This is a genomic window from Streptomyces sp. CB02414 (genome assembly GCF_001905385.1).
In the GTDB taxonomy this organism is placed as follows: domain Bacteria; phylum Actinomycetota; class Actinomycetes; order Streptomycetales; family Streptomycetaceae; genus Streptomyces.
This window is the reverse complement of record NZ_LIPF01000004.1, coordinates 176,306-190,746: the sequence shown is the minus strand read 5'-3', so window position 1 is coordinate 190,746 and position 14,441 is coordinate 176,306. Positions and strand designations below refer to the sequence as shown.

Below are 14,441 nucleotides of genomic sequence, written 5' to 3'. Positions count from 1 at the left end.
CGCCGAACTCGTGACACAACCGGTGACAGGCGAATGGAGCGGTGGCACGTGGGAACAGGCGGAGAGACGCAGGCAAGGCGCACAGGGAGTTGATACGTTTCAATCGATCGCCACGCCTGAACCTAAAGACGCCGCACACACACTGTCAACAGTCGTGCACGCAAGTCGTCGAAAAGCACGGCGACCGCCGCGCCAGGAAGCTGCTGACCGTTCAGTCCCGCACCGCGGCCGTCGACTCGCGCCAGACGATCGAGGTGATCGGGACGTGCCGGTCGGGCTGCGGCCGGTGCCCGAGTACAGCCAGCAGCCGCTCGACGGAGCGCCGGCCGAGACACTCGTGATCGACCGAGACCGTCGTGAGGGAGGGCACCATGACGGCGCCGAGCGGATTGTCGTCCCAGCCGGTGACGCTCAGGTCGCGGGGGACGTTCCAGCCTCGTTCGACCGCGCCGCGGATGGCACCCGCGGCGAGGAGGTCGTTGGCACACACCACGGCGGTGACTCCGCAGTCCTCGGGGAGGTCAAGCACTGCGGTGCGCGCCTCGGCCGCCAGCCAGTGGCAGTCGGCGACACCGTACGACTCGAGCCCCAGGCGCGCGATCGAGTCGAGGTAGACCTCCCTGCGGCGCCGGGCCGAGGTGTGCGCGTAGTCCCCGGCGATGTGCAGAAACCTGCGGTGTCCCCGCGCGGCCAGCCACTCGACCAGCTCGGCGACGGTGGAGGCGTCGGCCAGTTCGTCGATGCTCCGCATCTGGTCGTCGTAGGCGGCTGAGACGACGACCGGCGTACCACCCGCCGTGGCACGGTCGGGCAGCCGCGGCAGGGGGGCGAGGGACACCATGCCTTCGAAGAAGCCCGAGTCGGCCAGCTCCAGCACACGCGCCGGCCGTGCTTCCACCGGACCACCGAGAGTGACCACCTCGACGATGTAGCCGGCGTCGTGCGCTGCGGCCGTCGCCCCGGTGAGCAGCCCCAGGGAACCGACCGCGGTACCTGCCGGCATCAACAGGGCCAGCCGTCCGGTCTTGCGGTTGCGCATGGCACGGGCCACGAGGTTCGGCCGGTAGTCGAGCTGGGCGATCGCCTGACCGATGCGCGCCTGCAGGTTCTCGTTGACGGTCGCGTCGGCCCGCAGATAGCGCGACACCGTCTGGTGCGACACTCCCGCCAGTCGGGCGACCTCCCTGATGGTCGGCCTGCGCCTCGCCGGTTCTGAGCTCATGCACATTCCTCTTCATGAAGTCGCTGCATGCTGATTGACAGGTCGTGTGACCGTTCACTAGCGTCTCGCCCCGGGACGCAACAGGCAGCATTGCAATCAAATTTTCGTTGAGCAAGAGAAGATTCCGAAGTCCGAAGTGAACGGTCACTGGCATCGTGACCGACCATCGGCCTCATCGGTCCTGCCTTACTTCTTTCAGTACGTCACCCGTTGACGATCCGGCATGTCGCTGGCCTCAGCCGCGCAGTTCGATCCGGCATCGACTGAGGCGGTGACCGCCCAGCGATGCACAGCCGCTCTCCCGCTCTCGCCGGGGGCGGGAGCCCCGGCATCCCCAGACCACCCCCGACACCACGGGCGGATCCCGCACCGCCTGCCGGCGCGACGGACCGGGCCCCCGGGCACGTCCGCACCCAGGAGGACACACACCATGAACACCAAAGGGCCGCACATCCGATGAGCGCCATCAACGAGCTCAGCACGCTGCGCCGGAGGAGGCCCCGGTCCGCCGAAGAACGGCGGCTGCGGCGCAAGGAGGAAAGCCGCGACAACAGGGCGGCCTACCTGTTCCTCATGCCCTGGCTCATCGGCCTGCTGGCCGTGACGCTCGGGCCCATGCTGGCGTCCCTGTACCTCGCGTTCACCGACTACAGCCTGCTCCAGGCACCACGGTGGACCGGCCTGGACAACATCGAGCGCATGCTGCACGACGAGCGGCTGCACACCTCGCTGGTCAACACCTTCGTCTACGTCTTCGTCTCCGTGCCGTTGCAGCTGCTGCTGGCGCTGGTCCTGGCGATGGCCCTGGACAAGGGACTGCGCGGCATGGCGCTGTACCGCTCGGTCTTCTACTTGCCGTCGCTGCTGGGCGGTTCCGTCGCCATCGCGGTGCTGTGGCGTCAGATGTTCGGCAGTGACGGCCTGTTCAACCAGATCCTCGGCGTCTTCGGCATCCACTCGGACACCGGCTGGATCTCCGACCCGAAGTTCGCGTTGGGCTCCATCATCGTGCTGCACGTGTGGACGTTCGGCGCCCCGATGCTCATCTTCCTCGCCGGGCTGCGGCAGATACCGGAGATGTACTACGAGGCGGCGAAGGTGGACGGCGCGGGCCCCGTCCGGCGCTTCATGAAGATCACCCTGCCTCTGCTGTCACCGATCATCTTCTTCAACCTGGTCCTGCAGATCATCGGTTCGTTCCAGTCGTTCACCCAGGCGTTCGTCGTATCGAACGGGTCGGGCGGCCCCTCGGACTCGACCCTGTTCTTCACGCTCTACCTCTACCAGCGCGGCTTCGGGCAGTTCGAAATGGGTTACGCCTCCGCGATGGCGTGGCTGCTGCTGATCATCGTCGCCGCCTTCACCGCGATCAACTTCCTGCTGTCGAAGTACTGGGTGTTCTACGATGACTAGCCTTCACACGGCCGAAGCACCGGCCCCCCGCGCCCAGCGCGCCGACGACACACCCCGCAAGCCCGCCCCGGCCCGGCAGCCGGCCACCGGACGTGCCCGCCGGCTCACCAAGCACTTGGTGCTGATCGTCGCGAGCGCCGTCATGATCTACCCGTTGCTGTGGCTGCTGGTCAGCTCCTTCCGGCCGACCGAGGTCATCTTCCGTACGCCGGGCCTGTGGCTGAAGGACCCCACCCTCGCCAACTACTCCCGCGGCTGGGACGCGCTCGCCTCCCCGTTCGGCCACTACCTGATGAACTCCACGCTGGTCGTGCTGGGCTGCATCATCGGCAACGTCATGTCCTGTTCGCTGGCCGCCTACGCCTTCGCCCGGCTGAAGTTCCGCGGCCGCAACATCTGGTTCGCCGTGATGCTGCTGAGCATCATGCTGCCCATCCACGTGGTGATCGTGCCGCAGTACATCGTCTTCAACCACTTCGGCTGGGTGAACACCTTCCTGCCCATGGTGCTGCCGAAATTCCTCGCCACGGACGCGTTCTTCGTCTTCCTCATGGTGCAGTTCATCCGCGGTATCCCCCGGGAACTGGACGAGGCGGCCCGCATCGACGGCTGCGGCCACTGGCGCATCTTCACCCGGGTGATGCTGCCGCTGATGACGCCGGCGATCGCCACCACGGTCATCTTCACCTTCATCTGGACCTGGGGAGACTTCTTCACCCCGCTGATCTACCTGACGGCTCCGGAGAACTTCACCGCCCCCGTCGCCCTGCGTTCCTTCATGGACTCCACGGCGGGCAGCGACTGGGGCTCGATGTTCTCGATGTCCGTCGTGTCACTCCTGCCCGTCTTCCTGGTGTTCCTGTTCGGCCAGAAGTACCTGGTCAAGGGCATCGCGACCACCGGCGGCAAGTGACGCCGCAGTTCCCTCGCACGATCCGGCTCCCGCCTCGCACGACCCGGCATTCGCCTAAGGAGACACATCGTGATCACCCGTAGAGGCTTCCTCGGCCTCACCGGCGCCTCGCTCGCGGCCGGCGGCCTGGCACTGACCGGGTGCGGTACCGGCACCCGGTCCTCCGGCAGCGCCCTCCGCTTCGCCTGGTGGGGCAACGACGTGCGCCACCGCCTGACCGAGAAGGCCGTCGACCTGTTCACCAAGGACCACCGCGGGGTCGAGGTCACCACCCAGCCCGGCGACTGGACCGGGTACTGGGACAAGCTCGCGGTCTCCGTGGCCGGCGGCGACGCCCCCGACGTCATCCAGCAGGTCGACCCCTACATCGCCGAATACGCCCAGCGCGGCGCCCTCGCCGACTTGCGCGACATCAAGGGCATCGACCTGAGTCCCTTCGACGAGCAGGTCATGGCGACCGGCATCATCGACGGTGCGGTCTACGGCGTGCCCAGCGGCCTCACCTCCATAGCCGTCTGGTACAACGCCGGTGTCCTCAAGGAGGCCGGCGTCGAACTGCCCGACACCGACGCCTGGAGCTGGGACGACTACGCCCGTGTGTGTGAACGGGTCAATAAGAAGTCGGGCGGCCGGATCGCCGGTTCCAACCCCCTCAGCTTCGACCACGAGACCTTCACCGTCTTCGCCCGGCAGCGTGGCGAGGCCCTGTACGAGGGCAAGTCCCTCGGTTTCACCAAGGACACACTGGAGGAGTGGTTCGAGTATGTCCTGCGTATGCAGGGCAGCAAGGCGACTTGGTCGGCGCAGAAGGCCGTGGAGGAGTACGCCAAGAGCGTCGAGGAGAACGCGCTGGCGACCGGTCGTGCCGCGTTCGGCACCGGGTGGAGCAACCAGTTCACCGGAGTCATGGAGGCGTCGAAGGACGTCGACCTGCGGATGGTCCAGCTGCCGGGAGAGTCTTCCGGTCCACGGCGGGGCATCTACGTCAAGGCGTCCCAGATGTACTCGGTCTCGGCGAAGTCCGCCCGCAAGGACGACGCGGCCGAGCTGGTGAACGCCCTGGTGAGCGACGTCGCGATCGGCAAGGTTCTGCTGGCTGACCGCGGCGTGCCGGCCCATGCCGAGGTGCTGGCGGCCGTGCAGGACAAGTTCCCTAGGGGTGATGTGCTGGCCGCGGCGTACATCGACAAGGTCGGGAATCTGGTCCAGACACCTCTGCCGCCTTCCCCCGTGGGGGCCTCCACGATGGTCACCGCCTTCCCGCGCCACACGCAGGACGTCCTGTTCAAGCGGGCGTCCGCGGCCGACGCGGCGGACTCACTGATCTCGGAGATGGCGCAGGCGCTGTCCTGAGTGGAGTCCGCCCGCCCGTTGTCGGCTGTTCCGTCGCCGCTTCAGGTGCGGTGTGGATCCGCATTGTACGGGCGTGGTCGACCCGCCCTCACCCTTGTCACCTCCCGCATGCCCGTTGCCCGGGCACTCACAGCGAAAGCCTCGACATACGTGACCAAGCACCGTGCCGCCGACCAGAACCCGACCGCTCCCCGCCCCGTGGCACATCGCAGCACGGCCGCGGGGCCAGGGGTCGTGCCCGACTTCTCGCCGCCTCCCGCCGGTCGGCCCCGCCGCCGCTACGCGATCGCGGGGACCGGTCACCGAGCCGGCATGTACGTGGATGCCCTCACCGGTGAGCACTCCGACGTCGGTGAGATCGTTGCCTGGCTCGAGCCCAATCCCGCGCGCGTCGAGTACTACGACGCGGAGGTCGGCCTGGTCCTGGGCGACGGCTCTCCTGCGGGCCTGCCCCGTTACCTCCCCTCCGACCTGGAACGCATGATCGCGGAGCAGTCCGTGGACGCGGTGGTCGTCACCAGCCCGGACCACACCCATGCCGAGCTGGTCGACCGCAGCCTGCGCGCGGGTACGGACGTAGTGGTCGAGAAGCCGCTCACCACGGACGCCGCCGGCTGCCGCCGTATCACTCGGGCCGTGGCCGAGACCGGCCGGGACGTCGTGATGACGTTCAACTACCGGTACGCGCCGCGCAACTCCACCCTGCGGCAGCTCATCGCCGAGGGCACCATCGGCGACGTCACCGGCGTCCACTTCGAGTGGGTGCTCGACACCATGCACGGCGCCGACTACTTCCGCCGCTGGCACCGCGAGAAGGCCAACTCCGGTGGTCTGCTCGTACACAAGGCCAGCCACCACTTCGACCTGGTGAACTGGTGGCTCGACGACGTCCCCACCCGCGTGTTCGCCTCCGGTGGGCTGCGCTTCTACGGCGACGTGAATGCCGCGGCCCGAGGCATGGGACCCCGCCCCGAACGCGGCACCGGGGCGGTCGGTGACCCGTTCTCGCTCGACCTGCGGGACGACCCCCGCTTGGAGGCGCTGTATCTGAGGGCCGAGCACCACGACGGGTACCGGCGGGACCAGGATCCCTTCGCGCCGGGTGTCACCATCGAGGACAACATGTCGGTTCTCGTCGACTACTCCCGTGGAGCCACCCTCTCCTACTCCCTCAACGCCCACAGTCCTTGGGAGGGGTACCGCGTGTCCGTCAACGGCACGCTCGGGCGGGCCGAGCTGCACGTCGTCGAACGCGGCCACCTGGACTTCGGTGAGGGGCGTGCCCTCGACCCGTCGGCCACCCCCGAGGACGTCGAGGACGACCCGGTACGTCCGCCCGGTCACCGGCTCGTGGTACAGCGCCATTTCCGGCGGGCCGAGGAGCTCGTCGTACCGGACGGCGTGGGCGGGCACGGGGGCGGCGACGCGATCCTCCTGAAGGACGTCTTCCGCCGCGACCTGCGGATCGGGGCGGACCCGCTCGGGCGCGCGGCCGGCTATCTGGACGGCGTCCGGGCCGTGGCCGTGGGAGCGGCGGCGAACGAGTCACTGCTGACCGGGCAGCCAGTCACCGTGGAGAGCCTGCGTCTCGGCGTCCCGCTCACCGATCGGCACACCACCGTGCCTGTCGCCGCCGGCCCTCACCCCGCCGCTCCGGCCGCTGACTCACGGACCAGCTCCCCCGCCGCCGAGGAGCAGCGTCCGGTGGCCTGATCCCAGTGCCGCACTGCCGAGTTCCCTGACCGAGCAACGGAGGTTGTCATGGCTCCACCGCATGTCCCGCACATCGGCCGGCGAGCAGTTCTCGCCGGTGCCCTCGCCGGAACCGCCACCGTACTGGGCGGAGTCCCGCAGGCATCCGCCCACTCCACAGCCGGGCGCCCCTCCGCGTTCGGCACCATCCAGAACGACTCCTTCTGGCACGACACCGACGGCAATCCCATCTACTCCCAGGGCGGGGGCGTCTTCCGCTTCGGCGACCGCTACTACTGGTACGGCGTCCGCTACGCCGGGGCGGAGCTGTACTACCGCAACCCGACCCGGCTGTACGACAAGCACGCGACCTTCGTCTCCATCACCGCCTACTCCTCGCGCGACCTCGTCAACTGGACGTTCGAGAACGACATCGCCACCACTGCCACCGCCGTGCACATCCCGCCGTCGAAGGACGTGGCGGGCGACGCGCTGTCCCGGATGAAGACGCTCGCGGAGACCTCGTGGCTCGGCCGGCTCGGCGTCGTGTACAACCGCAACACCCGCAAGTACGTCCTGGTCACCCAGATGAAGACGGCCTACGACGCCAACCGCACAGGGCGTGCCCTGCTGTTCCTGCAGAGCGACACCCCTACCGGCGACTTCACCTACGCCGACATCCAGACGCACGTCGAGAACGTGGTGACCCAGGGCACGGGCGACCAGACCGTCTTCACCGACGACGACGGCAGCAGCTACCTGGTGTTCAGCAATGCCGAGGGCCGCAACAACTCGTACATCAGCCGCATCTCACCCGCCGACTCGCTCAGTATCGAGCCGGCCAAGAGGGTCGGGTACGTCGCGGCGGGGCGTGAGGGCAACGCCATGTTCAAGCTCGACGGGCACTACTACATCGCCACCTCGGACCTGCACGGCTGGAACTCCTCGCACACCTATCTCATCCGGTCGAAGACCGACGACATCCTCGGCGACTACTCCGGTGAGTACATCTTGCCCGGCACGGAGCGGGACTACAGTCACGTGACGCAGACCGGGTTCTTCATCAGCGTCAAGGGCAGAGAGCGGGACACCGTCATCTACGCCGGTGACCGGTGGGCGGACTTCGCCTGGAACGGTCTCGGCTACAACCAGTGGATGCCGCTGTCCGCCACCGCCGACGGCCCGGTCCTCCACTCGCTGAGCCAGTGGCAGCTCGATGCCCGCACCGGACGGTGGCGGGTGGGTGCGGGCAACAACTACCTGCTCAACCCGGAGTTCGCCGCCGACCGGGTGACGGTTACCGAGCTGACCGGTTGGGTCACCACCGTCGACACCGGGTACTCCGCCGCTCCCTTCATCACCAACACTTCGCCCGGTGCGAACGGTTCTCGGTTCGCCGCCACGCTCACCAGCACCGACCCATTCTCCGGTGCCCTGAGCCAGCGTAACGAGATCCCGCCGGGCACCTACCGCCTCACCGCCACCGTCAAGACGGCCGGGGGGCTCGAACACGCACGTATCAGGGTGACCGGGCGCCGACGGGAGTCCTATGTGCTCGACCTCAACCAGGCCACCGACGGCTGGGAGGACCGCACACTCGGGAGGCTGCGCCTCACGTCCGGTGAGGCCATCGTGAGTATCGAGGTGCGCGGTGCGGGTGGCGGCCAGGCGTTGTCGGTCGACTCGCTCTCCCTGACGCGCGACATGCACTGACCCGGCCGGACTTGCACCGCACAGGACTCGCCGGCACGGCCGCGCCGGAACCCTCCGCGCGCCACCGCGATGCGAAGGTCGGCTACGCGCGCTGCTTCCGTTGAGGCAGGTCGACGCATACGCACCAGTGCCCGGCGGGGCCCTCGCGGTGGCCCGCCGGGCACTGGTGCGTCCGGGCTCGGGGCCTACTCCTCGCTCACCGCGATCGCGGAGGCCGGGCAGACGGTGACCGCTTCGCGTACGGCGTCGTGCTGCTCGGCGGACGGCCTCTCGTCGAGGAGGACGACGATGCCGTCCTCGTCCCGCTGATCGAACACGTCCGGGGCGACGAGCACACAGGTACCCGCGCCGCAGCACTTCTCTTCGTCGACGGTGATCTTCACTGTGGTTCCTTTGCTTCCCTGTAACGGGTGGGGTCGGTGACGGGTAGTCGGAGCGGGCGGAGGGTCGTCTGTGCTACCAGTCGACGGGCAGGGCGCTCAGGCCGCCCACGCTCAGTCCGTCGATCTTCCGCAGTTCCTCCTCGGGCACGGCCAACCGGAGCGTGGGCACGCGGTCCAGCAGCACCTCCAGGCTGACCTGGAGCTCGGTGCGGGCCAGGGACTGGCCGAGGCAGGAGTGCGGGCCCGCGCCGAAGGTGAGGTGGGGGTTGGGGCTGCGCCCGAGGTCCATGTCGTCCGGGTCGGCGAAGGCGCGCTCGTCGCGGTTGGCGGAGGACATGTCGCAGAAGACGGTGGTGCCGGCGGACAGCGTCTGTCCGGCGATCTCGGCGTCTTCGTGCAGGTAGCGGCGGGTGCCGAAGTTGCCGAGGTTGGCGTCGTAGCGCAGTGCCTCGTCGACGGTGGTCCGCGTCAGGGAGCGGTCGGTGAGCAGGCGCTCCCAGCGGCCGCGGTCGCTCAGGAGCATGGCGGCCATCTTGACGATCATGTTGGCGGTGGTCTCGTGCCCGGCGACCAGCAGGGCCATGCCGGTGGCGACGAGTTGGTCGTCGCTCATGCCCGCGACTTCCGCCGCGCTCTCGGCGATCAGGACGCTGAGCAGGTCCTCGCCCGGCTCGGCGCGCTTCTCAGCGACCAGATCGGTCATGTAGGAGACGAACTCCCGGTGCGCGGCCTCCGTCTGCTGACTGGTGAAGCGGGTGACGCTGAGGAAGGAGTCGGACCAGTGGGAGAAGCGGTCCCGGTCGTGGGCGGGGGCGCCCAGCAGGTCGCAGATGACGTACACGGGCAGCGGGAAGCCGAACGCCGCCTTCAGGTCGGCCGGCCTTCTCCCCTCCAGCATGCGGTCGACCAAGAGGTGGGCTGTGTCCGTCATACGGGGGTGCAGCGCTCTCATGCGCTTGGCGGTGAAGTACTTGCTCAGGTGCCGTCGCCACCGCTGGTGTCCCTCCCCTTTGAGGGGGATCGCCAGGGAGGAGCCGCCGCCGGCCGCGACGCCACCGGCGCCTTCCGGTGCGATGCGGGCGGCCTTGTCCTCGGCCGTGGGGCGGGAGAAGCGGCCGTCCGAGAGAAGTTGCCGGACGTCTTCGTAACGGGTCAGGTAGGCGCCGGTGTCCCCGCTGGGCAGGACGGCGGTGGCCACCGGACACCGGTCGCGCAGCTCCTTCAGCGGGGCCGGCGGGTCGAGCGGGCCGTCGCTGGTCAGAGGCAGACGGATGGTGTATGCGCCGGAAGTCATGGTTCTCTCCAGGTGGGGCTGGACAGGGTGAAAGGTCTGCCGGTCACCAGGTCACGGGCAGCCGATGGACGCCGTAGACGACGCCGTACTCCTTGAAGGGCAGCTCGGCGCGGTCCACGGCGAGGCGGAGGGTGGGGATGCGGCGGAAGAGGGTGCCGAGGACGACCTGGAGCTCCACCCGGGCCAGCGGCTGCCCGAGGCATTGGTGGACGCCGAAGCCGAACGCCATGTGGTGGCGGGCGTTACGGCTGATGTCCAGGCGGTCGGGTTCCGGGAAGTAGCCGGGGTCCCAGTTGGCGGTGGCGCTGGGGATGACGATGCCTTCCCCGGCCCGGATGGTGTGGCCGGCCAGGTCGATGTCCTCCTTGGCCACGCGTCGGTTGCCCAGGTGGATGATGGTGAGGTAGCGCAGCAGTTCCTCGACGGCTCGGGCGAGTACCTTCGGGTCGTCGGTGTCCCGGACCGCGGCGAGCTGGTCGGGGTGTTCGAGCAGCGCGAGGGTGCTGAGCGTGATCATGTTGGCGGTCGTCTCATGGCCGGCGCCCAGGAGCAGCAGCCCGAGGGAGGCGGCCTCGAAGCGGGAGAGTTCGCCCTCGCGATGCCGTGCCGCGAACTCGGACAGCAGGTCGTCGCCGGGCCGGGCGAGCTTCGCGTCGAGCTGCTCCTCCAGGTACTGGAAGAGGGCTTGGTGCGCTGCCCGGGCCGCTTCCGGGGTGACGTCCTGGTGCAGGCCCACCTCACTCTGCGTCTGGAAGAACTCATGGTCGTCGTAGGGGACGCCGAGCATCTCGCAGATCACCAGTGAGGGCAGCGGCAGCGCGAGCGAGGTGACCAGGTCGGCCGGTGCGGGACTGGTCAGCATGCGGTCGATGAAGTCGTCGGTCATGCGCTGGACGGCGGGCCGCAGAGCCTCGATGCGCTTAATGGTGAACGATCCGGCGACCATGCGGCGGATCCGCGCGTGCTCGGGGTCGTCCAGGTTGAGGAAGGACGGCACTCCGCCACGGGACGCCGCCTCCCGGAAGGCCGGGTTGGTGTACGGGTATCCGTCCTTGGTGGGATCGACGCTGCAGCGCTGGTCGGCGAGGAGCGCCTTCTGTTCTTCGTAGCCGGTGACGAGCCAGGGGGTGCTGCCGTCCCACAGGCGGATCCGGGACAGTGGGCCCTCCGCCTGGGCCTGGCGCAGCCGCGGCGGCGGGGCGAAGGGGCATTCCGCCGCCCTCGGCATCGGGAAGTCGGGAACGGTCTCGGTGGGGGTGGACATCGCGCTCCTCGTCGGTCTTTCGGTGGGGGATGCCATCGAGGGTGGAATCAACGGGACGTGGATCCAGCGACAAATTAAGTCAGTCCGTTGATTTAAATCTTAGTGGCTGTCTGTCTCGCGTCAAGCATGGGAGTCCCTACCGGCCCCCCGTGGTCGGCGGCGCATCACCCAGCAGGGGCAGCGCCGTGAAGCTGTGACCGGCCCAGAGGCGACGCGAGGCCTCCTGCGGGTATGCGATGACGGACGGCTCCGTGTCGAAGACCCGGGTCAGCCGCGACCGCGGCTCGTAGGCGGGCCAGCCCGGGTCCCCGGTGGTGGCGAAGGCCGTCCAGGCCGGGCGGATCTGGGCGGTGAGCGCCTCGGCGGCGCCGATGTGGTCCGGGCCGATGGCGACCGGGCCGAGGTGGGCGTCGTACGTCCCGAACAGCAGGGGGCCGTCCAGTCCGTGGCAGGCACGGAGGAGTCCACCGCGCCCCGGAGACTGCCAGGCCAGTTCGTAGAGGTGGGCGCGTCCGCCGCCGGCGTGCTGGGCCTCGGCGAGGTGGAGGGTGGGCATGCGGAAGAGCCAGTCGGACTGCACCCGCTCGAAGAGGTCCTCGTCGGACGTGCCGGGGAAGGCGTCGCGGTAGGCCCGCGCTCCGTCCGCCCCTCCCGGGCCGAACCGCCGCAGAGCCTCCTCGGTCTCCACGGCGCTGATGGCGCCGAAGCGGTTGCCGAAGAGCATGAAGGTCCGCCACTCGTCGCGGTTGTGGCCGACGACGAGGGTGGTGTCCCGGGCGGCGCCGCCCGCCAGGCCCTCCCAGGGCGCGACCGGCAGCACGTCGCCGTCGACGACCGGTGAGAAGAGGGTCAGGGTGTGCGCGAACACGCCCCAGGACTCGGCGTACTGCCGCATCCTCGCCTCCACCGCGTGCCCGAGACGAGCCAGCCGGGACGGGTCGACCGCGGACAGCTGCGTCACGGACGGCTCCAGGCCCGCCTCGGCGGCGATGATGGCGCCGACGTCCCGGGCCAGGGCGTCGGAGAGGTACGTGCCCGGCAGGCTCTGCGCGACCGCGCGCTCGAACAGCCCGGCCGCCCGGTCCATGACCAGCAGGGCCGCGATGGAGCCGGCGCCGGCCGAGTCGCCGAGCACGGTCACCCGGCCGGGGTCGCCGCCGAAGGCGCCGATGTTGTCGCGCACCCACTCCAGCGCGGCGATCTGGTCGAGCAGACCCCGGTTGGCCGGAGCGCCGTCGATCGCGGCGAACCCCTCGACGCCGAGCCGGTAGTTGAGCGATACGAAGACGACGTCACCCTCGCGGGCGATGTGCTGGGCGTCGTAGCCGGGACTGCCGGAGAAGCCGTGCTTGTACGCGCCGCCGTGGATCCAGACCATGACCGGTCGGCGGGCCGCCGGATCGGGGGCGGGGGTCCACACGTTCACGGTGAGCCAGTCGTCGCCGCCGGTCCGGAAGAGGTCACCGCCGCTGCGGCCGGCCATGTGCGCGTCCTGCGGCGCGGGCGGTCCGTACGCGTTCGCCTCCCGTACGCCGTCCCACGGCAGCGCCGGGCGGGGCGCCTGGAAGCGGTCGGCGCCCAAGGGTGGACGGGCGTAGGGGATGCCGCGGAAGACCGCCAGGCCGTTCTCGGTGCGGCCGCGGACGGTGCCGCCGGTGGTACGGACCTCGGGAGAGGCGGTCGCCGGCATCACGACTCCTGTCGTTCGGTGGGGGCGTCGGACTGACGGGCGGCCGGCTCCAGGCTGCCCCGTAGGGTGACGGGCTTGAGCAGGAGCGCGGCGACGATACCCAGGGCGGCGACGCCGGTGCAGATCAGGAAGATCAGGCCGGTGGCGTCGCCGTAGGCCACGGCGCTCGTCTCTCCGGCGGTCGTCTTCTCGCTGACCTGCCGGGCCAGGACGGCACCGAGGACGGTGACCCCGAAGGTGCCGCCCAGCGTGCGGAAGAAGGTGACCGTCGTGCTGGCCGTGCCGATGTCCTTCATGGGCACGGAGTTCTGTACCACCAGGACGAAGTTCTGCATCGTCATGCCGACGCCGCAGCCGACGAACAGCATCGCCACGCTCATCAGCACCAGCGAGGTGCGGTGGTCGGTGAGGGCAAGCCCGGCGAAGCCGAGGGTGAGCAGCACTGAGCCGGTGAGCACGAACGGCTTGAGTTTCCCGCTCCGGCTGAGCATCCGTCCGGCGGCGATGGAGGAGACCAGGACACCGCCCATCATGGGAATGGTCAGCAGGCCCGCCTGCGTGGCCGAATAGCCGCGGCTGGCCTGGAAGTACTGGCTGAGGTAGACGGAGGCGGCGAACATGGCGGTGCCCGCCGCGAGACTGCCCAGGATGGCCAGCACGGTGGAGCGCTGCCGCAGGATGGGCAGCGGCACGATCGGCTCCGCGGCGCGGGACTCCACCCACAGGGCGGCACCCAGGAGTACGGCCGTCACGCCGAGCAGGGCGCCGGTCTGCCAGGAGAGCCAGGCGAAGGAGGCATCCACGAAGGAGACCCAGAGGAGCAGGACGCTCACGCCGGAGGCGATGAGCGACGCGCCCAGGTAGTCGATCCGCACCTGCTCACGCCGGTGGACGGGCAGGTGCAGGGTGCGCTGCACGAGGAGCAGGGAGGCGACGGCGACGGGCAGGCTGATCAGGAAGCACCAGCGCCAGCCCAGCCAGCCGGTGTCGACGATGAGGCCGCCCAGCAGCGGGCCGCCGATGGTGGACAGGGAGGTCACACCGCTCAGGTAGGCGGTGTAGCGTCCGCGTTCGCGGGGCGGGATCATCGCCGCGATGGCTATCTGCACCAGCGACTGCACGCCGCCGACGCCCACGCCCTGGAGCACGCGGGCGCCGATCAGCTGGCCGGCGTTCTGACTCACTCCCGCCGCCACCGAACCCAAGATGAAGACGACCACGGCGACCTGCACCAGCCGCTTCTTGCTGAACAGGTCGGCGAGCTTGCCCCAGATGGGCGTGGTGGCGGTGGTGCTGAGCAGGGTGGCCGTCACGACCCAGGTGTACTGCGTCTGGGAGCCGTGCAGGTCGCCGATCATCTTCGGCAGCGCGGTGGAGACCACCGTGCTGCTGAGGGTGGCGACGAAGAGCGCGGCGAGCAGACCACTGAGGGCGACCAGGACCTGGCGCTGGACTCCTGGCGGCCCGTCGGTGGTGGCTGTTCGTTCGGGTGCTGCGCTCATCG

Annotated in this window: 11 protein-coding genes; 5 read left to right on the top strand and 6 right to left on the bottom strand. The window is 69.4% G+C overall.

What is annotated here, in order from left to right:
* Positions 1–211 precede the first annotated feature (211 nt).
* Positions 212–1,222, bottom strand: a complete 1,011-nt coding sequence (locus AMK11_RS14970) for a LacI family DNA-binding transcriptional regulator (RefSeq protein WP_073727188.1) — start codon at positions 1,220–1,222, stop codon at positions 212–214.
* A gap of 456 nt (positions 1,223–1,678) precedes the next feature.
* Between AMK11_RS14970 and AMK11_RS14965 the strand changes: the two genes are divergently transcribed.
* From AMK11_RS14965 to AMK11_RS14945, 5 genes are all read left to right on the top strand, one after another.
* Positions 1,679–2,635, top strand: a complete 957-nt coding sequence (locus AMK11_RS14965) for a carbohydrate ABC transporter permease (protein WP_073727186.1) — start codon at positions 1,679–1,681, stop codon at positions 2,633–2,635.
* The gene (locus tag AMK11_RS14960) at positions 2,628–3,548 is read left to right on the top strand and encodes a carbohydrate ABC transporter permease (RefSeq protein ID WP_073727184.1); all 921 of its coding nucleotides are present in this window, start codon (positions 2,628–2,630) and stop codon (positions 3,546–3,548) included. Before AMK11_RS14965 ends, AMK11_RS14960 begins: the two co-directional genes overlap by 8 nt.
* 69 nt (positions 3,549–3,617) lie before the next feature.
* Entirely contained in the window at positions 3,618–4,901 is a 1,284-nt protein-coding gene (locus AMK11_RS14955) for an ABC transporter substrate-binding protein (RefSeq protein ID WP_073727182.1), read from the top strand.
* 150 nt (positions 4,902–5,051) lie between these two features.
* Entirely contained in the window at positions 5,052–6,614 is a 1,563-nt protein-coding gene (locus AMK11_RS14950; protein WP_241846973.1) for a Gfo/Idh/MocA family protein, read from the top strand.
* A gap of 48 nt (positions 6,615–6,662) precedes the next feature.
* Positions 6,663–8,306, top strand: coding sequence for a family 43 glycosylhydrolase (locus tag AMK11_RS14945; protein WP_073727180.1), 1,644 nt, complete (start codon positions 6,663–6,665; stop codon positions 8,304–8,306).
* Positions 8,307–8,491: 185 nt separating this feature from the next.
* Here AMK11_RS14945 and AMK11_RS14940 read toward each other — a convergent pair whose 3' ends face one another.
* The 5 genes from AMK11_RS14940 to AMK11_RS14920 form a co-directional block, all read right to left on the bottom strand.
* Positions 8,492–8,689, bottom strand: coding sequence for a ferredoxin (locus tag AMK11_RS14940; RefSeq protein WP_073727178.1), 198 nt, complete (start codon positions 8,687–8,689; stop codon positions 8,492–8,494).
* Positions 8,690–8,762: 73 nt separating this feature from the next.
* Positions 8,763–9,983 (bottom strand): cytochrome P450, encoded by a 1,221-nt coding sequence (locus AMK11_RS14935; protein ID WP_073727176.1) that lies wholly within the window; start codon positions 9,981–9,983, stop codon positions 8,763–8,765.
* A gap of 43 nt (positions 9,984–10,026) precedes the next feature.
* A complete protein-coding gene (locus AMK11_RS14930) occupies positions 10,027–11,247 on the bottom strand; it encodes a cytochrome P450 (RefSeq protein ID WP_073727174.1) in 1,221 nt (406 codons plus the stop codon).
* Positions 11,248–11,383: 136 nt separating this feature from the next.
* Complete coding sequence (locus tag AMK11_RS14925) at positions 11,384–12,937, bottom strand: carboxylesterase/lipase family protein (protein WP_073727172.1); 1,554 nt, start codon at positions 12,935–12,937, stop codon at positions 11,384–11,386.
* Complete coding sequence (locus tag AMK11_RS14920) at positions 12,937–14,439, bottom strand: MFS transporter (RefSeq protein ID WP_073727170.1); 1,503 nt, start codon at positions 14,437–14,439, stop codon at positions 12,937–12,939. Before AMK11_RS14920 ends, AMK11_RS14925 begins: the two co-directional genes overlap by 1 nt.
* Positions 14,440–14,441: the final 2 nt, after the last annotated feature.

What these genes read in the sequence shown, in the direction of transcription:
- AMK11_RS14970 (WP_073727188.1), bottom strand. Translation starts at nt 1,222, where the DNA reads ATGAGCTCAGAACCGGCGAGGCGCAGGCCGACCATCAGGGAGGTCGCC.
- AMK11_RS14965 (WP_073727186.1), top strand. Translation starts at nt 1,679, where the DNA reads ATGAGCGCCATCAACGAGCTCAGCACGCTGCGCCGGAGGAGGCCCCGG.
- AMK11_RS14960 (WP_073727184.1), top strand. Translation starts at nt 2,628, where the DNA reads ATGACTAGCCTTCACACGGCCGAAGCACCGGCCCCCCGCGCCCAGCGC.
- AMK11_RS14945 (WP_073727180.1), top strand. Translation starts at nt 6,663, where the DNA reads ATGGCTCCACCGCATGTCCCGCACATCGGCCGGCGAGCAGTTCTCGCC.
- AMK11_RS14935 (WP_073727176.1), bottom strand. Translation starts at nt 9,983, where the DNA reads ATGACTTCCGGCGCATACACCATCCGTCTGCCTCTGACCAGCGACGGC.
- AMK11_RS14930 (WP_073727174.1), bottom strand. Translation starts at nt 11,247, where the DNA reads ATGTCCACCCCCACCGAGACCGTTCCCGACTTCCCGATGCCGAGGGCG.
- AMK11_RS14925 (WP_073727172.1), bottom strand. Translation starts at nt 12,937, where the DNA reads ATGCCGGCGACCGCCTCTCCCGAGGTCCGTACCACCGGCGGCACCGTC.
- AMK11_RS14920 (WP_073727170.1), bottom strand. Translation starts at nt 14,439, where the DNA reads ATGAGCGCAGCACCCGAACGAACAGCCACCACCGACGGGCCGCCAGGA.